22 protein-coding genes are annotated in these 26,192 nt (G+C 73.2%); 10 read left to right on the top strand and 12 right to left on the bottom strand.

The window, feature by feature from the left end; genetic code table 11:
- Positions 1-481 precede the first annotated feature (481 nt).
- Together ACZ38L_RS11495 and ACZ38L_RS11490 are read left to right on the top strand one after the other, a co-directional pair.
- Positions 482-1,345, top strand: a complete 864-nt coding sequence (locus ACZ38L_RS11495) for a GH25 family lysozyme (protein WP_465691616.1) — start codon at positions 482-484, stop codon at positions 1,343-1,345.
- A 687-nt stretch (positions 1,346-2,032) separates the two neighbouring features.
- Positions 2,033-2,722, top strand: a complete 690-nt coding sequence (locus ACZ38L_RS11490; protein ID WP_465691613.1) for an MBL fold metallo-hydrolase — start codon at positions 2,033-2,035, stop codon at positions 2,720-2,722.
- Between the two features lie 406 nt (positions 2,723-3,128).
- Here ACZ38L_RS11490 and ACZ38L_RS11485 read toward each other — a convergent pair whose 3' ends face one another.
- The 8 genes from ACZ38L_RS11485 to infC all read right to left on the bottom strand — a co-directional run bounded on the left by ACZ38L_RS11485 (position 3,129) and on the right by infC (position 11,657).
- Complete coding sequence (locus tag ACZ38L_RS11485) at positions 3,129-3,860, bottom strand: DUF7873 family protein (protein ID WP_465691611.1); 732 nt, start codon at positions 3,858-3,860, stop codon at positions 3,129-3,131.
- Positions 3,861-3,967: 107 nt separating this feature from the next.
- Positions 3,968-6,487 carry a phenylalanine--tRNA ligase subunit beta gene (gene pheT / locus ACZ38L_RS11480; RefSeq protein ID WP_465691609.1) on the bottom strand — a complete coding sequence of 840 codons (2,520 nt, stop codon included), beginning with the start codon at positions 6,485-6,487 and terminating at the stop codon, positions 3,968-3,970.
- Positions 6,487-7,608 carry a phenylalanine--tRNA ligase subunit alpha gene (gene pheS, locus ACZ38L_RS11475; RefSeq protein WP_465691607.1) on the bottom strand — a complete coding sequence of 374 codons (1,122 nt, stop codon included), beginning with the start codon at positions 7,606-7,608 and terminating at the stop codon, positions 6,487-6,489. The genes pheT and pheS overlap by 1 nt, the downstream gene beginning before the upstream one ends.
- Positions 7,609-7,830: 222 nt before the next feature.
- Complete coding sequence (locus tag ACZ38L_RS11470; protein ID WP_465691605.1) at positions 7,831-8,961, bottom strand: sensor histidine kinase; 1,131 nt, start codon at positions 8,959-8,961, stop codon at positions 7,831-7,833.
- 54 nt (positions 8,962-9,015) lie between these two features.
- On the bottom strand, positions 9,016-9,891 hold the full coding sequence (locus tag ACZ38L_RS11465; protein WP_465691603.1) for a TrmH family RNA methyltransferase: 876 nt from the start codon (positions 9,889-9,891) through the stop codon (positions 9,016-9,018).
- A gap of 218 nt (positions 9,892-10,109) precedes the next feature.
- Positions 10,110-10,505 (bottom strand): 50S ribosomal protein L20, encoded by a 396-nt coding sequence (rplT, locus tag ACZ38L_RS11460; protein WP_396565028.1) that lies wholly within the window; start codon positions 10,503-10,505, stop codon positions 10,110-10,112.
- A gap of 106 nt (positions 10,506-10,611) precedes the next feature.
- Positions 10,612-10,806, bottom strand: coding sequence for a 50S ribosomal protein L35 (gene rpmI, locus ACZ38L_RS11455; RefSeq protein WP_396565026.1), 195 nt, complete (start codon positions 10,804-10,806; stop codon positions 10,612-10,614).
- A gap of 140 nt (positions 10,807-10,946) precedes the next feature.
- Entirely contained in the window at positions 10,947-11,657 is a 711-nt protein-coding gene (gene infC / locus ACZ38L_RS11450; protein WP_465691772.1) for a translation initiation factor IF-3, read from the bottom strand.
- A 450-nt stretch (positions 11,658-12,107) separates the two neighbouring features.
- Between infC and ACZ38L_RS11445 the strand changes: the two genes are divergently transcribed.
- Positions 12,108-12,494 carry a DUF1844 domain-containing protein gene (locus ACZ38L_RS11445; protein ID WP_465691600.1) on the top strand — a complete coding sequence of 129 codons (387 nt, stop codon included), beginning with the start codon at positions 12,108-12,110 and terminating at the stop codon, positions 12,492-12,494.
- Positions 12,495-12,524: 30 nt separating this feature from the next.
- Here ACZ38L_RS11445 and ACZ38L_RS11440 read toward each other — a convergent pair whose 3' ends face one another.
- Positions 12,525-13,259 carry an SseB family protein gene (locus ACZ38L_RS11440; RefSeq protein WP_465691598.1) on the bottom strand — a complete coding sequence of 245 codons (735 nt, stop codon included), beginning with the start codon at positions 13,257-13,259 and terminating at the stop codon, positions 12,525-12,527.
- A gap of 49 nt (positions 13,260-13,308) precedes the next feature.
- Here ACZ38L_RS11440 and ACZ38L_RS11435 point away from each other — a divergent pair, with 49 nt between their 5' ends.
- Together ACZ38L_RS11435 and ACZ38L_RS11430 are read left to right on the top strand one after the other, a co-directional pair.
- The gene (locus tag ACZ38L_RS11435; protein ID WP_465691596.1) at positions 13,309-14,397 is read left to right on the top strand and encodes a WD40/YVTN/BNR-like repeat-containing protein; all 1,089 of its coding nucleotides are present in this window, start codon (positions 13,309-13,311) and stop codon (positions 14,395-14,397) included.
- A 50-nt stretch (positions 14,398-14,447) separates the two neighbouring features.
- Positions 14,448-15,698 carry an alanine racemase gene (locus ACZ38L_RS11430; protein WP_465691594.1) on the top strand — a complete coding sequence of 417 codons (1,251 nt, stop codon included), beginning with the start codon at positions 14,448-14,450 and terminating at the stop codon, positions 15,696-15,698.
- A gap of 83 nt (positions 15,699-15,781) precedes the next feature.
- Here ACZ38L_RS11430 and ACZ38L_RS11425 read toward each other — a convergent pair whose 3' ends face one another.
- Both ACZ38L_RS11425 and ACZ38L_RS11420 read right to left on the bottom strand, forming a co-directional pair.
- Positions 15,782-16,948 carry a DUF2510 domain-containing protein gene (locus ACZ38L_RS11425; RefSeq protein WP_465691592.1) on the bottom strand — a complete coding sequence of 389 codons (1,167 nt, stop codon included), beginning with the start codon at positions 16,946-16,948 and terminating at the stop codon, positions 15,782-15,784.
- A 111-nt stretch (positions 16,949-17,059) separates the two neighbouring features.
- A complete protein-coding gene (locus ACZ38L_RS11420; protein ID WP_465691590.1) occupies positions 17,060-17,833 on the bottom strand; it encodes an SDR family oxidoreductase in 774 nt (257 codons plus the stop codon).
- Positions 17,834-18,019: 186 nt separating this feature from the next.
- Between ACZ38L_RS11420 and ACZ38L_RS11415 the strand changes: the two genes are divergently transcribed.
- The 5 genes from ACZ38L_RS11415 (at position 18,020) to ACZ38L_RS11395 (ending at position 23,115) form a co-directional block, all read left to right on the top strand.
- Entirely contained in the window at positions 18,020-18,763 is a 744-nt protein-coding gene (locus tag ACZ38L_RS11415) for a gamma-glutamyl-gamma-aminobutyrate hydrolase family protein (protein WP_465691589.1), read from the top strand.
- Between the two features lie 133 nt (positions 18,764-18,896).
- On the top strand, positions 18,897-19,946 hold the full coding sequence (locus ACZ38L_RS11410; protein WP_465691769.1) for a cation diffusion facilitator family transporter: 1,050 nt from the start codon (positions 18,897-18,899) through the stop codon (positions 19,944-19,946).
- Positions 19,947-19,987: 41 nt separating this feature from the next.
- Entirely contained in the window at positions 19,988-20,875 is an 888-nt protein-coding gene (locus ACZ38L_RS11405; RefSeq protein WP_465691588.1) for a PhzF family phenazine biosynthesis protein, read from the top strand.
- A 25-nt stretch (positions 20,876-20,900) separates the two neighbouring features.
- A complete protein-coding gene (locus ACZ38L_RS11400) occupies positions 20,901-21,800 on the top strand; it encodes a 5'-3' exonuclease (protein WP_465691767.1) in 900 nt (299 codons plus the stop codon).
- 151 nt (positions 21,801-21,951) lie between these two features.
- Positions 21,952-23,115: an endonuclease/exonuclease/phosphatase family protein gene (locus ACZ38L_RS11395; RefSeq protein ID WP_465691587.1), complete on the top strand. Its 1,164-nt coding sequence runs from the start codon at positions 21,952-21,954 to the stop codon at positions 23,113-23,115.
- Here the strand turns inward: ACZ38L_RS11395 and ACZ38L_RS11390 are convergent.
- Positions 23,090-25,930 (bottom strand): DEAD/DEAH box helicase, encoded by a 2,841-nt coding sequence (locus ACZ38L_RS11390; RefSeq protein WP_465691586.1) that lies wholly within the window; start codon positions 25,928-25,930, stop codon positions 23,090-23,092. The two genes, ACZ38L_RS11395 and ACZ38L_RS11390, sit on opposite strands and share 26 nt — an antisense overlap.
- Positions 25,931-26,192 lie beyond the last annotated feature (262 nt).

Below are 26,192 nucleotides of genomic sequence, written 5' to 3'. Positions count from 1 at the left end.
TGGCTGCCACCCCCCGCTCTCCCGTGGTGGGCGCACCTCTCGGACAGAAGCCCCCCCCCCCCCCCCCCCCCCCCCCCCCCGGGCCTCTGGCTTCCAGTCGTTCCGCACTCCCGTGGAGCGGACGTGAAGATCCGTCCCGGACGGGGGACTTCGGGCAGCGGGTCGAGCCGGGAGTCACGCGTCGACCGCGGTCCGTCCACGCTGCCCCTGGTCGGGCGTGAAACGGGCGTGCGCCCCGAACGTGATGCCGAGGCGTGCCCCAGCCAGTGGGATCGAGGGACGACGTCCGCACGGGCATCCAGCTGTGGAGTTTGCCGCTGCCGATACTCGGTCAAAACGTCCTTGGCCGGGCTTGCGCCCTCCGGGCCCGCGAGACGCACGACGCGGTCCTCGAGGAAGTGCGCTTGCCGCGCGAAGAGCGTGGCCCGATTGAGGATCTGACCTATCCCACCGTCACCGACACCCCACCGCTGGAGGACTGATGGGTATCTACGGCCAGGACTGGGCCAGCTACCAGCCCGCGCAGCCGAACACGGCCGGCCTGAGCTTCGCGTTCGTCAAGATCACCGAGGGCATGGCCTACACCAACCCCGAGTGGCAGTCGCAGCGGGACACCGCCCGCGCCGCCGGCCTGGTCGTGGGCTACTACCACTACCCCGACATGACCCACGCGCCGGAGACCGAGGCGGACCACTTCCTGTCGCTGGCACAGCCGCCGCCCGGCGAGCTGCTGTGCCTGGACTGGGAGGGCTACGACGCCACCAACTCGGCCGTGCCGCATGCCACCCAGCTCGCCTACAAGGAGGCGTTCCTCCGCCACCTGAAGGCCGCGGCGCCACACCAGCCGGTCGGCCTGTACTGCAATCTGGACTACTGGCAGAACATCGACACGACCGGGTTCTTCCAGGACTTCCTGTGGATAGCCACGAGCGGCCTGCCCGCCGGGCAGCCCGGCATCAGCGCCGGCTGGCTGTTCCACCAGTACAGCAGCAACGGGGTGGACCAGGACTACTGCCACCTGGGCAGCACTGCCGAACTGCGCTCCTGGGCGCTGGGCTTCCAGCCGACTCCGCCGCCCGCGCCGCAGCCCGCCGGCCCGGCGTGGCCCGGCGAGTACCTGTGGGTGCGCACCCCGATGCTGCATGACGGGAACGTGCAGACCTGGCAGCAACGCATGCGGGACCGCGGCTGGGCGATCACCGTGGACGGCTGGTACGGACCGGACTCGGCGAGCATCTGCCGCCAGTTCCAGCAGGACTCCACCGCTCACGGCTGGCCGCTGGCGGTGGACGGCATTGTCGGTCCGGACACCTGGCGTGCCACCTGGCAGCGCCCCGTGTCCTGACCGGGGCGCCGCGTGACCGATTCCACCGGCCCGGACGGCCCGGTCATGCGGGCCGACCGGCTCACCGCCCGGCTCGACCCCTCCTAGGCGGCTACGCCCCCGTCCGGCCTCGCGCCGGGCGGGGGCGGTTTCGTCATGCCCGTTCGCGGTGCCGAGGACAGGTGCAGTCGGGCCAGCGAGGGGCGAAGGTCTCGGCAGGGCCGCCTGGGTGGCGGAGTCGGCGGATCTCGCAGCGCCGGCCGGTCGCTGAATTGATCTTGTAGACGTGGATGCTGATGGCGGACTTGGTAGGCACGACGATCTCCGGGTGATTCGCTTACGCATCAATCAACCGGTTGCAGAGCTCACCTATTCCCGCGGGGTCACCCGCGCGCCGCTGCGACCAGCGCGTCCCAGGCCTGCCAGTACCGACTCCCGGCCCGAGCACCGGCGTGCGGCGGCCCCCACCGCGCCCCGGGCCGCGCGCACCACCTCCAGTGCCGCGTCCAGCAGCTGTCCCACCTGCTGCGCGCCCCCGAGGCCCCGGTCCGGATGCCCCTGGCCCGAGGCGCCCGGCCGCACCGTGCCCGATGGCACCGCGGACCCACCGCGAAACCGTCCCCGACCGGCCCGGCACAGCAGCCCCCCGCCACCGCGCTCCCGGTGAACGGGCCGTCCACCGCGCGGAACCCGTCCTAGCCTGGCGGCATGGACATCGTCGAGGTACTCCCCCAACTGCACATGCTCCGCTTCGAGGTGGGCCAGGCCTACCTGTGGTGCGAGCGCGAGGGGATCACGCTGATCGACTCCGGCCCCGCCGGGTCCGCGCCCGCCATCGCGGAGGCGATCCACGCCATTGGGCGGGATCCGGCGGAGGTGCGGCGGGTCGTCCTCACGCACGGGCATGACGACCACACCGGGGGTGCCGCGGAGGCGGCGTCCTGGGGTGGCGGCGAGATCCTGGCCGGGCGGGGCGAGGCGGCGGTCCTTCGGGGCGAACAGGCCATGCCCGAGCCGGTGTTGGCGGGCTGGGAACGAGAGCTGATGGCGAGCATCCCGCTCCCGCCACCGGTCGGGGCGCTCCGGGTGGACCGCGAGTTGGTCGAGGGCGACACGCTCGAATTCGGCGGCGGTGCCCAGGTCTTGGAGGTTCCCGGGCACACCGCAGGCAGCATCGCGCTCCATCTCCCCGGCCCGCGCGTCCTGTTCACCGGCGACACCATCGCCAACGTCCAGAACCACACCATGCTCGGGGTGTTCAACACCGACCCCGACCGGGCCGCCCAATCCCTGGAACGGCAGAGCGGGTTGGACGTCGCCACCGCCTGCTTCGGCCACGGCGAGCCGATCCTCACCGGTGTCGCCGAGCGGCTGCGCCGGGCGATCCGGCAGAAGTGACGGGGCCCGGGAGCGTATCCAGCTCCCGGGCCCCTGGAATGCCACCCAATTGCGCACGCCGGACCGTTGAAGGGTACGGATCATTCTGAGATCGACGTGTTCTACCGTTAAACAACCAAGCCAAGAGGAGAGGCTCGGGCGGGATTCGAACCCGCACCCGTCGATGATCGTCCACACCCGGTCGGTTCGGCGATCGGCGGCGAATGCTGAGACTGGAGCGAGAGTCTGAGATTGAGGGGTCGCCTCTACCGGACTTGGGCCACCCCGGCAGACTTGGCTGCCGGAGGGAGGAGTTGAACCTCCACCACACCCCTGTCAGCTTCACTGTTCAGTGTCAGCTTGCGCTCTTCGCGCCACCCCCCGCTCGCACGAGGGGCGCTCATGGGGCTACCGAATCCTCCGGAACCTACCGGAAGAGGTAGCCGAATATCGCGTCGCCGACCCGCCGGTCGGTGACCTCCGCGCTGTTCGCCTCCTCACGGGCGTACTTGACCGCCTGCTGGAGCCTCTCCACCCGGTCCAGCAGCTCGTTCACCCGCCGGGCCGGCAGCGCGCCGGAGAACTTCACGGTGGTCCAGTAACCCACCGGGACGTCCTCGTAGTAGACCTCGACCTGGGCCGGGTGCTTCTCGGTGGCCTCGGCCTTCACGTGGTTGCGCGGCACCTTCTTGGTGCGGATGGTGCGCACCGGGTCGGTCTTCCACGCGTCCGTCGACGGGTCCAGGTTCCACGACTCGGCGGCGTCCAGCACCGGGAGCCGCCGCACGAAGGCGTGCAGGTCCGTCAACTGCTTCTCCAGGAAGAGCAGGTACGGCACCGGCACCTCGGCCAGCAGCACCGAACCGTCGACGATCACGTCCGCGACCGCCGACCGGTTGGCCCAGTCCTTGGTGGCGGTGACGTCGAACAGCCGGGTCAGCGTCGTCGCCGCCGACCGCAGCACGTCCTCGGCCTTGATCTGCACCCGGGTGGACTCGGGCGGCAGCTGCTCGCCCTCCTCGTCCTTGGGCTGGTACGTCCGGGAGATGCCGGCGAGCAGAGCGGGCTTCTGCAGGTCCTGGTGGGCCTGCGTCAGCTCCTGCTGCGACTTCGACTTGACGCCCTTTTCGACGGCGATGATCTGGTTCAACTTGGGCACACCCCGGACCCTAGCAAACCTGTTCCCATCCGTCCCACGACATATCCCCCAACACAGAAGGGCCCGGGAGCACCAATGTGCGTCCGGGCCCTATCCGCGGAGAACGGCTACGCCCCGCGCAACACCGCCCCCGTCCGGGCCAGCGCCGCGGCGACCGCGCTCTCCCGGGCCGCGGAGGCCTCGTCGGCGGTCAGCGTGCGGTCGGTGGCCCGGAAGCGCAGCGCGTACGCCAGCGACTTCTTGCCCTCGCCCACCTGCTCACCGGTGAAGACGTCGAACAGCCGGATGGCCTCCAGCAGTTCGCCAGCGCCCTCGCGCAGCGCGGCCTCCACCTCGGCGGCCGGCACCGACGCGTCCACGATCAGCGCGACGTCCTGGGTGGCCACCGGGAAGCCGGAGACCGTCGGGCCCTCGACCAGCGGCGCACCGTCCGCGGTGAGCAGGTCGACGTCGAGCTCCATCGCGCTGGTGCGCTCGGGCAGGTGCAGCGCCTTGACCACCCGCGGGTGCAGCTCACCGGCGTACCCGACCACCCGGTCGGTGCCGGCCACCAGCAGCTCCGCGCAGCGGCCCGGGTGCCAGGGGGCGTACTGCGCCGAGCGGACGGTCAGCTCGACGCCGGCCGCACCGGCCACCGTACGGGCCGCCTCGACCGCGTCCGCCCAACTCGCCTGGCCACCCCTGCCCCACCAGCCGGACGGCAGCCGCTCGCCGGCCAGCGCGACGGCGATCCGGCGCGGCTGGTGCGGCAGCGCGGCGTTCAGCGCGGCCAGCTCCTGGTCGCTCGGCCGCCGGTCGACGGCCGGGCGCGGTGCGGTGACCGGCTCGGCGTCGGGCAGGAAGACCAGACCGGCCTCGAAGAGCGCCAGGTCGGTGTTGCCCCGGCCGACGTTGCGGCGCAGCGCGCCGAGCAGGCCCGGCAGCAGCGTGGTGCGCAGCGCCGGCTCCTCGTCGTTCAGCGGGTTGACCAGCTTGACGGTGCGGCGGCGCACGTCGTCCGCGTCCAGGCCCAGCCCGTCGAAGGCCGCGTCGCCCAGGAACGGGTAGTTGTGCACCTCGACGTAGCCCGCACCGGCCAGCGCCACGCCGATCCGGCGGTGCAGCCGCTGCTCGGGGGTCAGGCCGCGGCCCGGCGGGACGACCGGCATCCGGGCGGGCACGTTGTCGTAGCCCTCCAGCCGGATGACCTCCTCCGCCAGGTCGTTGGGGTCGGTCAGGTCGGGCCGCCAGGTCGGCGGGGTGACCTCCAGCACGTCGGCGCCGACCACCGTGCAGCCGACCTCCTGGAGCCGCCGGGTGACGGTCTCCCGGCCGTACTCGGTGCCCGCCACCCGGTCCGGCAGGTCGGCCGCGATGGTGACGGTGCGCACGGGGTGCGGGGCGGCGATGTCGGTGACGCCGGCCTCGGCGGTGCCGCCGGCGATCAGCACCAGCAGGTCCACCGCGCGCTGGGCGGCGGCCCGGGCCGCCTCCGGGTCGACCCCGCGCTCGAAGCGCTTGGAGGCCTCGGAGGGCAGCTTGTGCCGCTTGGCGGTGCGGGCGATCGCGACCGGGTCGAAGTGCGCGGCCTCGATGATCACCTCGGTGGAGCCGGTGACCTGGCCGGTCTCCGGGTCGGCCACCGGGTCGAGGATCTCGGTGGAGGCGCCGCCCATGACCCCGGCCAGGCCGATCGGCCCGGAGTTGTCGCAGATCAGCAGGTCCTCGGTGGACAGCTCGCGCTTGACGCCGTCCAGCGTGGTGAGCACCTCGCCGGCCTCCGCGCGGCGGACCTGGATCGGTCCGTCCACCCGGTTGCGGTCGTAGGCGTGCAGCGGCTGCCCGACCTCCAGCATCACGTAGTTGGTGATGTCGACGGTCAGCGAGATCGGCCGGACGTGCATCTTCTGCAGCCGGCGCTGCAGCCAGATCGGCGACTTGGCGGCCGGGTCGATGCCGACCACGGTGCGGGCCACGAAGCGGTCGCAGCCGGCCGGGTCGGCGACCTTGACCAGGTAGCCGTAGGAGTTGGCCGGCGGGGTGTCCAGCAGCGCCGGGTCGGCCAGCGGCAGTCCGTACGCGGCGGCGGCCTCGCGGGCCACCCCGCGCATGGACAGGCAGTAGCCGCGGTCCGGGGTGACCGCGATGTCCAGCACCTCGTCGACCAGCTGGAGCAGCTCGATGGCGTCGGTGCCGGGCTCGTAGTGTGAGGGCAGCACGATGATGCCGTCGTGGTCGTCGCCCATGCCGAGCTCGCGCGCCGAGCAGATCATGCCGGCCGAGGTGTGGCCGTAGGTCTTCCGCGCGGCGATCGGGAACGGGCCGGGCAGCACGGCGCCCGGGAGCACCACGACCACCTTGTCGCCGACCGCGAAGTTGCGGGCGCCGCAGACGATCTCCTGCGGCTCGCCGGTGCCGTTGGCGTCGCCGACGTTGACGAAGCAGTGCCGGATCGGCTTCTTGAAGCCGGTCAGCTCCTCGATCGAGAGCACCTCGCCGACCACCAGCGGGCCCTTGAGGCCGGCGCCGAGCTGCTCGACGGTCTCGACCTCCAGGCCGGCCCGGATCAGCTTCTCGGCGATGTCACGACCGGTCTCGCCGGCCGGCAGGTCGACGTACTCGCGCAGCCAGGAAAGCGGGACGCGCATCAGATCTCCATCCCGAACGGGAGAGTGAAGCGCACATCACCCTCGACCATGTCGCGCATGTCGGCGACGTTGTGACGATTCATCAGGATCCGCTCCAGGCCCAGACCGAAGGCGAAGCCGCTGTAGCGCTCCGGGTCGACCCCGGCGGCGACCAGCACCCGCGGGTTGACCACACCGCAGCCGCCGAGCTCGATCCAGCCCTCCGAGGAGCAGGTCCGGCAGGGCGCGTCCGGGTTGCCGACGCTGCTGCCCCGGCAGACGAAGCACTGCAGGTCCACCTCGGCGCTCGGCTCGGTGAACGGGAAGTACGAGGGCCGCCAGCGCAGTTCCAGGCCGTCCCCGATCAGCTCGCGGACCAGCAGCTCGATGGTGCCCTTGAGGTCGGCGAAGGTGATGCCCTCGTCCACCGCGAGGCCCTCGACCTGACGGAACACCGGGGTGTGGGTGGCGTCCAGCTCGTCGGTGCGGTAGACCCGGCCGGCCGAGACCGCGTAGATCGGCGGCTGGTTCTCCAGCATCGCGCGGATCTGCACCGGGGAGGTCTGGGTGCGCAGCACCATGCCGGAGTCGGGCGAGCCGTCGGCGGCGGCCACGAAGAAGGTGTCCTGCATCGAGCGGGCCGGGTGGTCCGGGCCCAGGTTGAGCGCGTCGAAGTTGAGCCACTCCGCCTCGACCTCGGGGCCGGAGGCGATCTGGTAGCCCATCGCGACGAAGGTGTCCTCGATCCGCTCGGCCAGCGTGGTCAGCGGGTGCCGGGCACCGCGCGGGGCGCGGTCGAACGGCAGCGTGACGTCCACCGCCTCCTCGACCAGCACGCGCGCGTCGCGCTCCGCCTCCAGCTCGGCCTGACGCTTCGCCAGCGCCTGGTTGACCGCGCCGCGGGCCTGGCCGACAAGCTTGCCGGCCGCCGCCTTGGCGTGCGGGGGGAGGGCGCCGATCTCGCGGTTGGCGAGCGAGAGCGCCGAGCGGTCACCGGTGTGCGCGACCTTGGCCTGCTTCAGCTCGTCGAGGGAGCCGGCGGCGGCGAAGGCCGCGATCGCCTCGTCCCGGGCACGCTCGACCGCTTCGGGCTTCAATGCCTCGACCTCCACCGGGTCGTACGACTTATTGGGTGCCGACATCTCTACTTTCCGTGCTCCCTGCTCGTCCGTGCTCGGATACGTTCCAGCGCCCACACCCTGCGTGGCCGGGGCGCGGGCAGGCCGCTCCCGTCGAGTGCACGGGGAGGGTGTCCGCGGCTCAGCCGCACAGGGCGTTACACCAGGTCGAGTGTAGTCGCAGGGCGCACACCGACCGGCTGCCGTCCGCCCGCCGGGCCCGCGGCACTCCGAGCGCCAGAAGGCTCAGAGCATGAAGTCGGGCACCCCGGCGGGCAGGATAAATCGGAACCGGGCGCCGCCACCGGGCGCGCGGTCGATCCGGATGGTGCCGCCGTGGGCCTCGACGATGCCCTTGACGATGTAGAGGCCCAGGCCGGTCCCGCCGCGCTTGCTACCGCGCCAGAAGCGGGTGAAGACGCGCGGCATCGACTCCTCGGGGATGCCGCTGCCTTCGTCGCTCACCGTGACCGCTGTCCCTTCCAGGACCCGGGGCGGGGTGCCCGGGTGCTCCCACGTCGCGGCCTCGACGGTCTCCTTCGCCGGTGCCACCTCGATGGTGACAGTTCCCTCGCCGTGCCGCACCGCGTTTTCCAGCAGGTTGGCCAACACCTGGTCGATCTTGTCGGGATCGGCCCACTGCTGCGGCAGCTCCTCGGCCAGCCGGATGTCGAAGCGCTCGGCCGGGATGCCGGCCGCCACCTTGCCCTCGACGTGCCGGCGCACCGCCGCCGCGAGGTCCACCACCTGCTTGCGGATCTCCAGCCGGCCGGCGTCGATCCGGGAGATGTCCAGCAGCTCGGCGATCAGCCGGGTGACCCGGTCGGCGTCCGAGTTCACGGTCTCCAGCATCAGCCGCTTCTGGCCGTCGGTGAACCGCTCCCACTTGCTCAGCAGGGTCGCGGTGAACCCCTTGACGCTGGTCAGTGGGGAGCGCAGCTCGTGCGCGACGGTGGCGATCAGCTCGGCGTGGGCCCGCTCGGTGCGCCGGCGCGCCTCGGTGCCGCGCAGCGCCACCACCAGCTGGCGCAGCGGGCCGCGCGGGACGGTCCGCACGTACTGGGCGGTGACCAGCACCTCGCGGCCGCCGGGCAGCAGCAGGTTGCGCTCGGGCTGGCGGGTGCGGATGCCGGGGCCGCCGTACGGGTCGGTCAGCTGCCACCAGCGGCGGCCGTCCAGGTCCTCCAGCGGGAGCGCCTGGTCGAGCGGCAGGCCGAGCACGGCCTCGGCGCAGATCCCGGTGAGCCGGGCCGCGGCACGGTTGAAGCAGACCACCCGGCCGAGACCGTCGGCGATCACCAGCCCGTCGGGCAACTCGTCCGGGTCCAGCAGCAGACCGGCTGCCGCGGCCTCGGGACCCTCCGCACTGCCGACCATGGGCGTCCTCCCGCTCCGACCCGCGTCCGTGCCCTGCCTGCGGTCAGTCCGACCCTAGCGCTCCGTGCCCGGCTCGCGACACCCTGCCGACGAACGCTGGGCGCGGGCCGAAGCGTAGAGGCACACGGCGGCGGCCGTCGCGAGGTTGAGGCTCTCGGCGTGTCCGTGGATGGGCACGCGCACCACCTCGTCGGCCAGTGCGCGGGTCTCCTCCGGCAGGCCCCAGGCCTCGTTGCCGAAGATCCAGGCGGTGGGCCCGGCCAGGCTGCCCTCGTCCAGCTCCTGGTCGAGGTCGCGCTCCCCCGCGCCGTCGGCGGCCAGCACCCGCACGCCGGCCGCGCGCAGCCCGGTCACCACCTGCTCGACCGGCACGCCGACCGCGACCGGCAGGTGGAAGTGGCTGCCGACCGAGGCCCGGACGGCCTTCGGGTTGTAGAGGTCCACCGAGGCGTCGGTGAGCACCACGGCGTCGGCGCCGGCCGCGTCCGCGGTGCGCAGCACCGTCCCGGCGTTCCCCGGGTCGCGGACGTTGGCGAGCACCGCGACCAGCCGCGGGCGGGCCCGGAGGACCTCCTCGAACGGCGTGTCCAGGAACCGGCAGAGCGCCACGATGCCCTGCGGGGTCACGGTGTCGCAGATGTCCGCGATCACCTCGTCGGTCGCGGTCAGCACCGGCAGGCCGGCCGCCCGGGCGGCCGCGGTGATGTCGGTGTGCCGCTCGGCGGCCTCGCGGGTGAGGTAGATCTCCACCACGGCGTGCTGCCCGCTGCCCGGCAGCAGCCCGTAGCCCACCGCCTCGCGGACGGCCTGCGGGCCCTCGGCGAGGAAGCGGCGGTCCTTGCCGCGCTGGGCCCGCCGGGCGAGCTTGCGGGCGGCGACCACCCGCGGCGAGCGGAGCGAGCTGAGCAGAGGGGTGTCGATGCTGACCATGGGGGTGCGGTGATCTCGCTATCTGGGGGCTGGGGCCTGTCCGGCGGGTCTCTCCGGATCGGCCCACGGCGTTGGGCGCCCGGCGTCGCGGGCCCGGAAGGATCCGCCGGACGGGCCCTCGGCGCAAGTGCGGCCCGGGACGGGTGCCGAAGCGGCCAGACCCGCAGGCTCACGGGGAACCTGCGGGTCTGGAGTGCTCAGCGGCGATCCGGAGTGGATCAGGCGGCGTCGGCAGCGACCTTCGGCGCGTTGACGTCGGCCGGGAGCGCCTTCTGGGCGGCCTCGACCAGCGCGGCGAACGCGGTGGTGTCGTTGACGGCGAGCTCGGCCAGCATCTTGCGGTCGATCTCGATGTTGGCGGCCTTCAGACCCTGCACGAAGCGGTTGTAGGTCATGCCGTTGGCGCGGGCAGCGGCGTTGATGCGCTGGATCCAGAGCTGCCGGAAGTCGCCCTTGCGCTTCTTGCGGTCGTTGTAGTTGTAGACGAGCGAGTGGGTGACCTGCTCCTTGGCCTTGCGGTACAGGCGCGACCGCTGGCCGCGGTAACCGCTGGCCCGCTCGAGGATGACCCGGCGCTTCTTGTGGGCGTTCACTGCCCGCTTGACGCGTGCCACTTCATTACTCCTTGGGTTGGACCACGGACTACTTCACGTGGTCCGTCATTCGAATAGGTCGGGAAGGATCAGCCGGACTCCGCGGTGTCGCCACCGCGGCGGGCGATCACTTGCCGAGAAGCTTCTTGATCTTCTTGGCGTCGGCGGGGGCCATCTCGGCGTTGCCGGTCAGACGGCGGGTCAGCGTGGAGGGCTTGTGCTCCAGGAGGTGGCGCTTGCCGGCGCGCTCGCGCAGCACCTTGCCCGAGCCCGTGATCTTGAAGCGCTTGCTGGCGCCACTGTGCGTCTTCTGCTTCGGCATATCGCCGTATCTCCTCGTCGGTCCGCCCCGGTCCGCGCAGGCAGCTGCGCGGACCCGGGCGCTGGGTGTTTCCGGTCGCCGGGGCGGGTGCCCCGGAACCGTGGTGGCCGGACCACTCGGACCGTCCGGAGCCCGGGGGCTCAGGCGTCCTGAGCGACCTCGGTCGGCTGCTCGGCGGGGGCGGCCTGCTCGCCGTCCGTCGCCTCGTTCTCCTCCGCCTCGACGGCCGCGTCCACGGCGTCGTCAGCGGTGTCAACGTCGTCCTGGCCGCTGGTGCGGCCCTGGCGCTCGGCCTTGCGGGCGTCAGCCGCCGCGCGGGCCTCGGCCATCGCCTCGGTCTTCTTCTTGTGCGGGCCGAGAACCATGATCATGTTACGGCCGTCCTGCTTGGCCGAGGACTCCACGAAGCCCAGGTCCTGGACGTCGTTGGCGAGCCGCTGCAGCAGTCGGAAACCCAGCTCGGGACGGGACTGCTCGCGACCACGGAACATGATCGTGATCTTGACCTTGTCGCCCTGCTTGAGGAACCGGACGACGTGACCCTTCTTGGTGTCATAGTCGTGCGGGTCGATCTTCGGCCGGAGCTTCATCTCCTTGATGACCGTGTGCGCCTGGTTCTTGCGCGCCTCACGGGCCTTCATGGCCGACTCGTACTTGAACTTGCCGTAGTCCATGAGCTTGCACACCGGCGGCCGGGCGGTCGCCGCGACCTCGACCAGGTCGAGGTCGTACTCCTGCGCAAGCTCCAGCGCCTTGGCAAGCGGCACGATGCCGACCTGCTCGCCGCTGGGACCGACGAGTCGCACCTCGGGGACGCGAATCCGGTCGTTGATGCGGGGCTCGGTGCTGATGGGGCCTCCTCGGTTGCACCTTCTGCGATGCGGCCGTCAGGCAGGCGGTCGCACGTAGTGGACTTCGACCACTGGGCGGGGCTTCATTCGTGCTGCGCTGCCTACGGCGTACGCAGCGCGGCACGAAAAAAGCCCCGCTCGGTATACAGGCGGGGCTCCACACGACCGGGGGCGCGCCCTTCCGGGCGGCACCTGGCGACTCGCAGCCTTGCGGCTACCGTCGCGGACCGGGACCCGTCGACCGCGAGGCCGATCAGGTGGGAGACTTTCGGGTTGCCCTCTCGGGCCTCCGCAGTGGAGCCTCCACTTGCTGGCCGGGCACCATGACGGAACCTGGCCGGTCAGTCTCGAAGCATACCAGCGTTCCGGGGGTGGGCGGTATTCCCACCCGCCGGACCCGCCCTTGTACGCTCCGGGGGTACGGATCCACCGCTATGGAATGAGCCTCCCTTGAGCACCGAGCCCACCGGCGACCGCCCCGCCGACTCCGCAGCCGACGACGCGATCGGCTTCGACGACCTGACCCGCGACATCGCGGAGGTACCGGCGGTCGAGGTGATCACCACGGTCGCGGTGCACCTGATGAGCGCGGCGGCCGTCAAGTGCGGTCTGGCCGAGGGCGGCGAGGCCGACAAGGACCTGGACGAGGCCCGCAAGCTGATCACCGCGCTGGCCGGCCTGGTCACCGCCGGCGCGCCGGAGATCAGCAACTTCCACGCCGCGCCACTGCGCGACGGGCTGCGCTCGCTCCAGCTCGCCTTCCGCGAGGCCTCGCTGGTCCCGGACGCCCCCGGCGCCGGCCCCGGCGAGAAGTTCACCGGGCCGGTCTACTCCTGACGCCGCGCCCTCCGGGCTGGTGGAAGACCTTCAGCGCTGGTAGAAGAGCTGCCCCGCGGGCTCGGCGCCCGCGGGCAGCAGCGCGAGGTCCATCCCGCGCCCCAGCCGCACCCGCAGCGTGGGGTCGGCCGCCAGCTCCCCGGCCAGCCGCTGGGCCAGCTCCTGGACCGGCGCACCCTCGGCCAGCCCGAGCGCCAGCACCGCGTCGGTCTGCTCGCCCGGCCGCAGCTGCGCCCGAAGCACCTGCGGCTCGGCCGCCAACAGGGGGCGCAGCGCGGCCAGCACGTCCGGGTCCTCGACCGGCGGCAGCCAGACCCGGTTCTCGGCCACCGCGCGCATCCGGGCACCGGTGAGCTGGTAGGTCACCGGGCCGGCCGGGTCGATCAGCAGCGTGTCGGCCCGCTCCGAGTAGGCGGCCAGCACCGCCTGCGGCGCGGCCACCGGCGCCGGGCGGGCGTCGGCCCGCCAGCGGGCCAGCGTCTCCAGCGAGGTGAAGGCGGGGAGCCCGCGCCGCCCGTCCGGTGCCTCGATCACCGGCACCGCCATGTCGCTGGTCTTCTCGTGCTTCAGCCCCTCGGCGTCCACCTCCACCTCGCCGAGCAGGGCCACGATCGGCACCATCAGGCGGGCGGCGGGCAACGCGGCCAGCAGCGCGGGCTCGGCGGCCGGGTCGTGCGACCAGTCGGCCAGCGCCTTGGCCAACGCCGGGTCGGCCGAGCCGTCGTCGTCGGCGAAACCGGGGTTCGGGATGTTCTTGCGGTCCACCCGGTGAGCCTAGCCGCTACGGCGCGCGGGCCCGCGCAGAGTGGCTGCCATGACCGACGTACTGCTCGCGGTGGGCACCCGGAAGGGCCTCTTCCTCGGCCGCAGCCGGGACCGGCGGGCCTGGGACCTCAGCGGACCGCACTTTCCGATGAACGCCGTCTACTCGGTCGGCGTCGACCGGCGCGGCGGGCGGACCCGGCTGCTCGCGGGGGCCGACAGCAGCCACTGGGGCCCGTCGGTGTGGCGCTCCGACGACCTCGGGGTCACCTGGCACGAGCCGGCGCGGGCCGCCGTGCGGTTCCCCCAGCACACCGGCGCCTCGCTGACCCGGGTCTGGCAGCTGCAACCGGCCGGCCCGGAGGCTCCGGGCGTGGTGTACGCGGGGACCGAGCCCGCCGCGCTGTTCCGCTCCGAGGACGGCGGGGAGACCTTCGCACTGGTCGAACCGCTCTGGACGCACCCGCAGCGGGAGGCCTGGGGCGCCGGGTTCGGCGGGCAGGGCCTGCACACCGTCCTGACCGACCCGCGGGACGCCGCCGCGCTCACCGTGGCGGTCTCCGCCGGCGGCGTCTACCGCAGCCGCGACGGCGGGCGCAGCTGGGCACCGTCGAACGGCGGCATCCGGGTCAGCTTCCTGCCCGATCCGTACCCGGAGTTCGGTCAGTGCGTGCACAAGATCGCGGCCGACCCGACCGACCCGGACCGGCTCTACCTGCAGAACCACGGCGGGGTGTTCCGCAGCGACGACGGCGGGACCGAGTGGCGGCCGGCCGAGGGCGGCCTGCTGGCGGTGTTCGGCTTCGCCGTGGCGACCCACCCGCGGCGGGCCGGCACGGCCTATCTGGCACCGCTGGAGGCCGACTTCATGCGGCTACCGCCCGGCCGCCGCTGCCGGATCTACCGCACCGAGGACGCCGGCGGCAGCTGGCAGGAGCTCGGCGAGGGTCTGCCGGACGAGAACCACTACGGCGTGGTGCTGCGCGACGCGCTGCGCACCGACGACGCCGAGCCGGCCGGGGTCTACTTCGGCAACCGCAACGGCGAGGTGTACGGCAGCGCGGACGAGGGCGAGAGCTGGGCGCTGCTCGCCGCGCACCTGCCGGACGTGCTCTGCGTGCGGGCCGCCGTGGTCGGCTGAGCCGGTCCGGACCCTACCCACGGGTATCAGCCCTGTGGCAGTCTGCGCGCATGGCCCACCTCACCTCCTCGCCGGTGGTCTCCCCGGCGGTTTCCCGAGTTTCCCGGGTTTCCCCGGCGGCCGACCGCGCCCGCTACGACCGGGCGACCGCGCACCTGGACGCCCCGCTGGCCATCGTCGACCTGGCGGCCTTCGACGCCAACGCCGCCGACCTGGTGCGCCGGGCGGACGGCAAGCCGATCCGGGTGGCCAGCAAGTCGGTGCGCTGCCGGGCGCTGCTGGGGCGGGTGCTGGCTATGGACGGCTTCGCCGGGCTGATGAGCTTCACACTCGCCGAGTCGCTCTGGCTGGCCCGCTCCGGCTTCACGGACGTCCTGCTGGCCTACCCGTCGGCCGACCGGGCCGGCTTCGCCGAGCTGACCGCCGACCCGGAGCTGACCGCCGCCGTCACCGTGCTGATGGACGACCCGGCGCAGCTTGACCTGGTCGACCGGGCCCGGGCCGGCGGTGAACAGGTGCGGGTCTGCCTGGAGTTGGACACCGCGCTGCACCTGCTCGGCGGGCGGGTTCGGGTCGGCGCCCGGCGCTCGCCGCTGCGCACTCCGGAGCAGCTGGCCGCCTTCGCCGAACTGGTGCAGCGGCGCGCGGGGTTCCGGGTGGTCGGGCTGATGGCGTACGAGGGCCACGTCGCGGGGGTCGGCGACAAGGTCGCGGGCCGGCCGGTGCGGTCCCGGGTGATCCGTCTGATGCAGGACCGGGCGCGCGCCGAGCTGGCCGACCGGCGTTGGGCGGCGGTGCGGGCGGTGCGCCAGGTGGCCGACCTGGAGTTCGTCAACGGCGGCGGCACCGGCAGCGTGGAGAGCACGGTCGCCGAGGCCGCGGTGACCGAGGTGGCGGCCGGCTCGGGCCTCTACCAGCCGCGGCTGTTCGACAACTACCGCGCGTTCCGGGGCCGTCCGGCCGCGCTCTTCGCCCAGCCGGTGGTCCGCCGGCCGGGCGTGGGCGTGGTCACCGTGCTCGGCGGCGGCTACCCGGCCTCGGGCGCGGCGGGGCCGGACCGCTCGCCGGTGCCGTACCTGCCACCGGGGCTGCGCTACGACCCCCAGGAGGGCGCCGGCGAGGTGCAGACCCCGCTGCTCGGCCCGGCCGCGGACGACCTGCTGATCGGTGACCGGGTCTGGTTCCGGCACGCCAAGGCCGGGGAGCTGTGCGAGCGCTTCGCCGAGCTCCGGCTGGTCGAGGGCGACCGGGTGGTGGACACCGTGCCGACCTACCGGGGCGAGGGCCACGCGTTCCTGTAGACCACCGGGCGGGCGGACGTGGACGCGCCCCGCTGCACCGGGGAGGCGGCGGGGCGCGTGTTCGGGGGACGCGGCGGGACGCGTCAGGTGGAGCTGGCCGACCCTCCGCCGGAGCCGCCGGCCGAGCCGGAGTAGTCGGTGATGCCCTGGACGATGGTGTCCATCACCGACACGTCGGGGGCGTTCTGGGCGATGTCGAAGCCGAAGTGCACCGCGATCAGGTTCTTGCCGCTCGCGGCCGGGAACACCACGGTCTCCACGTAGCCGTTGTTGCCCACCGGCGCGGTGACCTGCCAGCGCACCAGGTAGCCGCTGCGACCGTCGACCGTCACCGGCTCGGACTTGAGCTCCTGGTGGCCCTTGATCGCGCCGTAGGACTGCTGGGCCGCGGTGGCGATGTCCGACTTGGCGACGGTCTGCGGGTCGGTGCCCTGGACGCTGCCGGTGGTGACCCCGCCGAGCGAGCAGGTGTTGCCGCCGGAACCGCCCGAGCCGCCGCTGCCACCGCCGCCGGACCCGCTGCTCCCGCCGCCGCCCGGGCAGGTGTAGCTGCCGATGGTGAGCGCGGCGGTGCCGTCGCCGGCGGTACCGCCCTGCCAGCCGGCCGGAACCGGCAGCGAGATGCCGTCGACCATGTCCACGGCGACGTTGGAGCCGCCGCTGCCGCCGGAGCCGTCCCCGCCGCCACCGCCCGGGAGGCCCGGGAAGCCGGGGATGCCACCGCCACCGCCGGACCCGCCCGAGCCGCCGCTGCCGCCACCGCCGAAGTGCCGGGGACCCGTGCCGCCGCTGCCGCCGTTCTGCTGCGGGGCGGGCTGGGCGACCGCCCGTCCACCGTCCTTGTGCACGGCCAGGTAGGTCACCCCCGAGCCGATGCCGAGGCCGAGCAGGCCCGCCACCGCGGCGGCCACCACCACGGGCTTGGCCAGCCGCCTGAGCACGGAGGGCCGCTGCTTCGTGATCACCGCGTCGGCGAACGGGAACGGCACCGAGCCCGGCTCCCCCGCCCCCGCGGCGGTGGACCCGTCCCCGGCCGGCGGCTCCGGGAAGCGCACGGTGTGGCCGCTGTCCAGCACCTCACCCTCGATCACCCGGGCACCGTCGAGCACGGCGGTGTCCTCGTCCGCCGCGCCGCCGGGACGGGTGGTGGCCGTCCAGCCGATGCCGTCCCACCAGCGCTCGGGCCGGGGGTCGCTGCTGGTGTCCTGCGGGTCCGGGTACCACCCGGCCGGAATCTTCGCGTCACTCACAGCAGAAAATGTATGGCTCGACGGATAAACGCGAAATCAACTGAGCCCCACGAACGGGCCATTTCGGATGAGATTACGGTGAGAGTCCGGCCGGCCGTCCCGGACCCCCCGCTAGAACGCCCCCGCGCCGGCCGCCGCCAGCCCGCCGTCCACCAGGAATTCGCTCGCGGTGATGAACGACGAGTCGTCGCTCGCCAGGAAGGCCACCGCCGCGGCGATCTCCGCGGGCCGGGCGAACCGGCCGAGCGGGATCCGTGCCGGCCGCTCGCCGGGGGCTCGCGGGTGCTGGCCGTGCTCCACCGGGCCGGCCACGAGCGCGTTGACCCGGATGCCCTCCCGGGCGAACTGCACCCCGAGCGCCCGGGAGAGCGCCAGCACCCCGCCCCGCGCCGTCGTGGCGGAGATCTGCTCGGCCGCGGCGTCGGGCCGGGTCGGGAAGCCGGCCGTGTTGACGATCGAGCCGCGCCCGTGCCGCCGCATGTAGGGCAGCACCGCCTGGCAGCAGAGGTAGACCGAACCGAGGTGCAGCTGCTGGGCCCGCTGCCAGGCGGCCGGCCCGGTGGTCAGGATCGAGTGCCCGTCCGCCGCCGGCCCGGACGGGTGGTGGAAGGCGATGTCCACGCCGCCACAGGTCTCGTAGGCGGTGTCGTAGAGCGCCTCCACCATCGCCGGCTCGGTCACGTCGGTCGCCACGAAGAGCCCGCCGACCTGCTCGGCCGCCGCCGCGCCGGCGTCCTCGTCCAGGTCGGCCACCACCACCCGGGCCCCCTCGGCGGCCAATCGGCGGACGGTGGCCAGGCCGACGCCGCTCCCACCCCCGGTGACCACCGCGGTCCGGCCGACCAGCCGCCGGCAGTGGGTCGCGCCCGGGTCCAGCACGGTCATGGCGAGCGCTCCTCCGGCAGCCGGGCCCGCCCCGGCGGGAGCGCCGGGGCACCCCCGCACGGTAGAGCGCGCCGGGGCCGGTCCGGCACGGCGCGCGCCCGTTTCTGACGCGGCGTCCACCCGTTCGCCCCACCGCACCCGGCTCGGATTGACGTGGCGTCAGCGCGCGGCACAGGATCCGAAGGTATGAACCAGAAGCCACTGATCGGAATCAGCGCCTACCGCGTCGCGGTGAACTGGGGGTCCTGGCGGGCCCGCCCGGTCGTCCTGGTGCCGGAGCACTACGCCGGCCAGGTCCGGGCCTGCGGAGGGTTGCCCGTGCTGCTGCCACCGAACGCCCCGGAACACGCGCCGGAGCTGCTCGCCCCGCTGGACGGCCTGGTGGTCAGCGGCGGCGGCGACGTCAACCCCGCGCTCTACGGGCAGCCGGCCGACCCGCACACCGACCCGCCGGAGCCCGAGCGGGACGCCTTCGAGGGTGCGCTGCTGCGCGCGGCGCTGGCCGCCGGGCTGCCGCTGCTGGCGATCTGCCGCGGCATGCAGTTGCTCAACGTGGTCTGCGGCGGCTCGCTGGTGCAGCACCTGCCGGACCTGGTCGGCCACCACGGGCACGGCGCCGTCGAGGGTGGCCGCTACGACCACCACCCGGTCCGCCCGCTGCCCGGCACGCTGCTGGCCGAGCTGCTGCCGGAGCCCGTGCTCTCCGTGCCGACCCTGCACCACCAGGCGGCCGACCGGATCGGCGAGGGGCTGCGGGTCTCGGCACTGGCCGAGGACGGCACGGTGGAGGCCGTGGAGGGCGCGGGGTTCGTCCTCGGGGTGCAGTGGCACCCGGAGCAGGGCGATGACCCGCGGCTCACCGAGGCCCTGGTCCGGGCGGCCGGCGTGGCCGCCGCCGAACGGGCCGTGCCCGCGGAGGTCGTTGGGTAAGGGGTCCGTCGGTGTACAGATCGGAACGACAACGGTCACCAGTGCAGCCTTTGGATCTTCGTCCGATCTGCGGTTCACTTCCCGTGCAGGGCACCCGTCCTTGACCACCACCAGCGTTCAGGAGACGACCGCGATGGCCGGCCACCACGACCACCAGCACGCACCTCATGATCATGCGCATGACCACGCGGACCACCACGGCCACGGCCACGGCCACTCGCACGGCGTGGCCGCCGACGCCGACCAGCGCTGGCTGACCAGCGCGCTCGCCCTGATCGTGGTCTTCATGGCCGGCGAGGTCGCGATCGGCCTGGCCGCCCACTCGCTGGCCCTGCTCTCCGACGCGGCGCACATGCTGACCGACGCGGCCTCCATCGTGCTGGCCCTGGCCGCCATGCGGCTGGCCGCCCGGCCGGCCCGCGGCGGCTACACCTACGGCCTCAAGCGGGCCGAGATCCTCTCCGCCCAGGCGAACGGGATCACCCTGCTGGTGCTGTCGCTCTGGCTCGGCTACGCGGCGGTCCGCCGGCTGATCGAGCCGCCGCCGGTCCAGGGCGGGCTGGTGCTGGTCACCGCGCTGGTCGGGATCGTGGTCAACGTGGCCGCCGCCTGGTGCATGTCGAAGGCCAACCGCAGCTCGCTGAACGTCGAGGGCGCCTTCCAGCACGTGCTGACCGACCTGTACGCCTTCATCGCCACGGCCGTCGCCGGCGCCGTCATGCTCACCACCGGCTTCCTGCGGGCCGACGCTATCGCCTCGCTGGTCGTGGTGGCGCTGATGCTGCGGGCCGGCACCGGGCTGATCCGGGACTCCGCGCGGATCTTCCTGGAGGCCGCCCCGGCCGGGGTCGACCCGGACGCGCTGGCCGACCGGCTGGTCGCCACCCCGCAGGTGGAGGAGATCCACGACCTGCACGTCTGGGAGATCACCTCCGGCCAGCCCGCGCTCTCCGCGCACATCCTGGTCGCCCCGGGCGGGGACTGCCACGCCGTCCGCCGCGACCTCCAGCGCCGGCTGCGCGACGAGTACCGGATCACCCACGCCACCCTCCAGGTGGACCACGTCGGCGAGGACGACGACCAGCAACTGCTGCAGATCAGCGACGCCGCCGAGGCACTCGCCGCCGAGCACTGCGCGGACTCGCACGGCCCGGTGCACCGCAGCGGCCCGCACTCGCACTGAGCCGGCGGAATGCCCGCGCCCACCGGTCGGTTCGTCCGATCATGACCACAGTGCTGCGGTACGCCGCGTTCACCACCACCCCCGTCGGCGGCAACCCGGCGGGGGTGGTGCCGGACGCGAGCGGCCTGACGGACGAGCAGCAGCTCGCCATCGCCGCCGGGCTCGGCTACTCCGAGACGGCCTTCCTCACCCCCGACCCGCAGGGCCGGCCCGGCCACTTCACCGCGCGGTACTTCGCGCCGACCCGCGAGGTGCCGTTCTGCGGGCACGCCACGGTGGCGGCCGCGATCGCGATCGCCGAACGCTCCGCTCCGGGCGAGCTGGTGTTCGCCACCGCGGCCGGCCCGGTGCCGGTCACCGTCGCGGCCGACCGGGACGGCGTGCTGCGGGCCACCCTCACCAGCGTCGAGCCACGGGTGCTGGAGGTCGACCCGGCCGACGTCCAGGAGGCGCTGGCCGCCCTGGACTGGCGGGCGGACGAGCTGGACCCGACGCTGCCACCGCGGATCGCCTACGCCGGTGCCCGGCACCTGGTGCTGGCCGCCGCCACCCGGGAGCGGCTGGCCCGGCTGGACTACGACTTCGACCGGCTGGCCGCCCTCATGACCGCCCGTGACCTGATCACCCTGCAGCTGGTCTGGCGCGCCTCGGCGACGGAGTTCCACGTCCGCGACCCGTTCCCGGTCGGCGGGGTGGTGGAGGACCCGGCCACCGGCGCCGCGGCGGCGGCCTTCGGGGCCTACCTGCGCGAGCTGGGCGAGGCGCCGGACACCGCCGAGCTGCTCCTGCACCAGGGCGAGGACCTGGGCCGACCGGGCGTGCTGGGGGTCGGGCTGCGGGCCGGCGACCCACGGGTCCGGGTCTCCGGCGCGGCGGTCCGACTCCCCGATCCGCAGTGCGGCCCGGCCGGGGGCGCGCATGCGGGATGATCGGCGGGTGACCGCACCGCGACTGATGCTGCTCGACACCGCCAGCCTCTACTTCCGCGCCTACTTCGGCGTCCCGGAATCCGTGAAGTCCCCCGACGGCGTGCCGGTGAACGCCGTGCGCGGCCTGCTGGACTTCATCGCCCGGCTGGTCCAGGACCACCGCCCGGACCAGCTGGTCGCCTGCCTGGACGCCGACTGGCGCCCGCAGTGGCGGGTGGACCTGATCCCCAGTTACAAGACCCACCGGCTGGCCGCCGAGGCCACCGAGGGCGAGGAGGAGATCCCCGACACACTGGCCCCGCAGGTGCCGGTGATCGAGCAGGTGCTGGACGCGCTCGGCATCGCCCGGGTCGGCGTGCCCGGCTACGAGGCGGACGACGTGATCGGCACCCTCACCGCCCGGGCCACCGGGCCGGTGCAGATCGTCACCGGCGACCGCGACCTGTTCCAGCTGGTCGACGACGCCCGCGGCATCACCGTGCTCTACCCGGTCAAGGGCGTCGGCCAGGCGCAGCTCACCGACGAGGCGCTGCTGCGCGAGAAGTACGGGGTGGGCGGCGCCCAGTACGCCGACCTTGCGGCGCTGCGCGGTGACCCGAGCGACGGGCTGCCCGGGGTCAAGGGCATCGGCGAGAAGACGGCGGCCCAGCTGATCGCCCAGTACGGCGACCTGGCCGGGATCCGGCAGGCGGCGCTCGACCCGCTCTCCGAACTCACCCCGGCCCGGCGGAAGAACCTGCTGGCCGGCTCGGCCTATCTGGACGTGGCGCCGACGGTGGTCCGGGTGGCCACCGACCTGCCGCTGCCGGCGCTCGACCCGGCGCTGCCCGGCGAGCCGCTGGACCCGATGACGCTGGAGGAGCTGTCCACCCGCTGGGGCCTGGGAAGCTCGCTGGACCGGGTGCTGGCCGCGCTCGCGGGCTGAACCGGGGCCGCCTGCCAAGGGGTGCGGCGCAAGGTTGTGCAGACATCTTTCTGCCATGGTCCGATCGGTTGGTCTTCCTCCGGATGTACCGGTCGGTGACTACGGTTCCGCTGTCCCGCTCGCAGCTGACCCGTCGTCAGGAGCCGTCACCATGTCCCTGCGCCGTACCGCCGTCGCGCTCGCCTCCGCCGTCGCCGCGACCGCCCTGCTCGGCGGCACCACCGCACCGACCGCCGTCGCGGCGGCCCCCGCGGCCGCGCCGAGCGGCAGCACCCTCTCGGTCCTCGCCTGGAACGTCGATCTCGGCACCGCCGTGGTCGACTGGAGCCAGAACGAGCAGGCCGCCCGGCGCACCCCGGTGATCGAATCGGTGATCCGCCAGCACAGCGCCGACGTGGTGGTCCTGGACGAGCTGTTCAACCACGACTCGACCGATGACATCGTCGGCGGGCTCGCCGACCTCTACCCGTACCACACGCCGGTGGTCGGCCAGACCTGCTCGGGCGGCGGCTGGAGCGGCATCAGCGGCAACTGCTCCAACTCCCCGTTCGTGATCAACGGCGGGACGATGATCCTCTCCAAGTACCCGATCTCGGCCCGGTACGCCCACGTCTTCTCCAACTCCACCTCCGGCACCTGGGACTACGACGCCAACAAGGGCGCGGTGCTGGCCGAGGTGAACAAGGGCGGCGCCCCGACCTGGGTGGTCGGCACCCACCTGCAGGCCGACCAGAGCAACACCTCCACCGACACCACCCAGGCCACCCGGCTCGCCCAACTCGGCGAGATCCAGGGCTGGGTGAACTGGATCGTCGGATCGACCGGGCCGGTGCTCCTCGGTGGCGACCTCAATCTCGGTGGCGACCTCAATGTCGAGTACCACCACGGCCAGAGCCGCGGCGACTACGCCAACGCCCAGGCGGCGGTGGGCGGTGTGCTCGGCACCCCGGCCACCGATCCGGGCCAGCCGACCACCATGACTGCCCGGTCTCCGCCTGGTGCCAGTACATGTCGGGCGTGGAGAGCTTCGCCAAGGACTACCAGGACGACCTGGACTACCTCGGCTACCTCAACGCCCCGGGCCGCCCGGTGCCGTCGGCGCTGCCGTCCGTGCGGACCGACTTCGACCCGCAGGCCGGCTGGACGGCGGGCCAGCTCGACACCAACGCGCCGAGCGACCACTACCCGGTGCAGGCCACCTTCCGGTTGGGCTGAGCACCGGCCAACTGAACGGGCCCGGAACCGTGTTGACCGGTTCCGGGCCCGACCGCCGTGCGGCGAACGGTGGTTCAGCCGATCGAGGAGTAGGCGATGATGCCGCGGCGCAGCGCGTCCACCGCCTTGCGCGCGGTGGTGCGCAGCCCCGCGTCCTCGCCGGCGGCGTCCTGGATCTGGCTCAGCACGTCGATCAGCTGCTTGGTCCAACGGACGAAGTCGCCGGCCGGCATGTCGGCGTCGCGCAGCACCGAGTCCAGGTCGTGGCCGAGCGCCCAGCGGTAGGCGATCCAGGCGAAGCCCAGGTCGGGCTCGCGCTGGCCGACGCCCTCGGCGGTGGAGATCCGGTGCTGCTCCTCCAGGGCGTCCAGGTGGCCCCAGATCCGGACCATCCGGCCCAGCGCCTCCTTGGCGCCGCCCTCCGGCACCCGGGGCGCCGCGGCGTCGTCGGCCTGCCGCGCCTCATAGACCAACGCCGAGGCGCAGGCCGCGAGTTCGGCCACCGAGAGGTCCTTCCAGACCCCCTCCCGGATGCACTCCGAGGCCAGCAGGTCGAGCTCGCCGTAGAGCCGGCCGAGCCGCTTGCCGTCCGCGGTGACGGTGTCGCCCTTGAGGTAGCCGAGGTCGCTGAGCAGCGCGCAGACCCGGTCGAAGGTGCGCGCGATGGTGTGGGTGCGCGAGCGCATCCGGCGCTCCAGCACCTCGGTGTCGCGGTGCAGCCGGTGGTAGCGCTCGGACCAGCGGGCGTGGTCCTCACGCTCGTCGCAGCCGTGGCACGGGTGCCGGCGCAGCTCGCCGCGCAGCCGGGCGATCTCCGGGTCGTCGGCGGCCGCCGCCCGGCCCTTGCGGTAGCGCTCGGGCTCCAGGTGGCCGGCCTTGGTGCGCAGCGCGGAGGCCAGGTCGCGACGGGACTGCGGGCTGCGCGGGTTGAACGACTTGGGGATCCGCAGCCGGTCGACGGCGACCACCGGGTACGGGAAGTCGATCATCGCGAGCCGCTTGACCTGCCGCTCGGCGGTGAGCACCACCGGACGCGGGCCGTCCTGATAGTCCGGGTGGCGCGGTCCGCCGCGGCCACTGCGGCTGACCGGCGGCAGGCCGGGGTCGAGCACCAGTGCCAGCCCGGCGAACTTGCCGCTCGGGACGTGGATCACGTCGCCCGGCTTGAGCGCCTCGACGGCCTCGACCGCGGCGGCCCGGCGCTGGCTGCTGCCCTCCCGGGCCAGCTCGTTCTCCCGCTCCTTGAGCGCCCGGCGCAGACCCATGTACTCCTCGAAGTCGCCCAGGTGGCAGGTCATCGCGTCGCGGTAGCCCTCCAGGCCCTCCTCGTTGCGCTGCACCTGCTTGGCGATGCCGACCACCGAGCGGTCGGCCTGGAACTGGGCGAACGAGGTCTCCAGCAGCTCGCGCGAGCGGTGCCGGCCGAACTGCGAGACCAGGTTGACGGCCATGTTGTAGGACGGCCGGAACGACGACTTCAGCGGGTACGTCCGGGTGCCCGCCAGCCCGGCCAGCGCCTCCGGGTCGAGACCGCGCTGCCAGAGCACCACCGCGTGGCCCTCGATGTCGATGCCGCGCCGGCCGGCCCGGCCGGTGAGCTGCGTGTACTCGCCGGGGGTGATGTCGGCGTGCATCTCGCCGTTCCACTTGACCAGCTTCTCCATCACCACCGAGCGGGCGGGCATGTTGATGCCCAGCGCCAGCGTCTCGGTGGCGAAGACCGCCTTCACCAGGCCCTTCAGGAACAGCTCCTCGACCACCTCCTTGAACCGCGGCAGCATGCCCGCGTGGTGGGCGGCGACGCCGCGCTCCAGCGCGTCCAGCCACTCGAAGTAGCCGAGGACGTGCAGGTCCTCGTCGGGGATGGCGGCGCAGCGCTCCTCGACCAGCGCGCGCACCTGGGCGCGCTCGGTGTCCTTGTTGAGCCGCAGCCCGGAGGCCAGGCACTGCTGCACGGCGGCCTCGCAGCCGGCCCGGCTGAAGATGAAGGTGATCGCCGGCAGCAGGCCCTCGGCGTCCAGCCGGTCGATCACCTCGACCCGGCCGGGGGTCCAGACCCGGCCCGGACGGCCGTTGGACATCGAGCGGCCGCGGCCGCGCTGGAACCGCGGGTTGCGGTCGGCCTCGGCCCGGGCCAGCCGGACCAACTCCGGGTTGACCGCCTTGGCCGGGTTGCGCGGGGCGTTCTTCGGGCGGCCGTCCGCGTCCGGGTTGGAGAACAGGTCGTACATCCGGCTGCCGGCCATCACGTGCTGCCAGAGCGGAACCGGGCGGTGCTCGGAGACGATCACCTTGGTGCCGCCGCGGACCGTGTCCAGCCAGTCGCCGAACTCCTCGGCGTTGGAGACCGTGGCGGAGAGCGAGACCAGGGTGACCGACTCGGGCAGGTGGATGATCACCTCCTCCCAGACCGCGCCGCGGAACCGGTCGGCGAGGTAGTGCACCTCGTCCATCACCACGTAGCCGAGGCCGGCCAGGGTCGAGGAGCCCGCGTAGAGCATGTTGCGCAGCACCTCGGTGGTCATCACCACGATCGGCGCGTCGCCGTTGACCGTGTTGTCACCGGTGAGCAGGCCGACCCTGGCGGCGCCGTACCGCTTGACCAGGTCGCCGTACTTCTGGTTGGAGAGGGCCTTGATCGGGGTGGTGTAGAAGCACTTGCGCCCGGCGGCCAGCGCGAGGTGGACGGCGAACTCGCCGACGATGGTCTTGCCGGAGCCGGTCGGCGCGGCGACCAGGACGCCGGAACCCTGCTCCAGCGCCTCGCAGGCCTCCAGCTGGAACGGGTCGAGCGGGAAGTCGTACAGCTCCTGGAAGCCGTACAGGGCGGTGGCCTGCTCCTGGGCACGCCGGCGGGCGGCCGCGTAGGCCTCGGCGGGGCTCAGGGCGTCATCGTCGGACAGGGCGCTGCTCATGGGCGTCACCTCGTTCTTCCCGTGGTGGTGGGGCACAGACGGTGACGCCTGTGGCTGCGCGGGCGGCACCCCGGCAACCGCCGGGGCCGGGACGCAGCTGGTGCGGTCGGTGTGGTGTTCCAGCATCTCAGCGAGAGGTTACCCGGCCGGACCGACATTGATCGCACAGTTTTCCCGGACAGATTCGAGCACATATCCGATGATATCGAGCACAAGATGGCCGAGTTTTGTCGCCTGCGATCAAACGTCAACCGTACGTCGC

Source organism: Kitasatospora sp. NPDC024654 (assembly GCF_055559155.1).
This window is presented reverse-complemented; position numbering and strand designations above follow the sequence as displayed.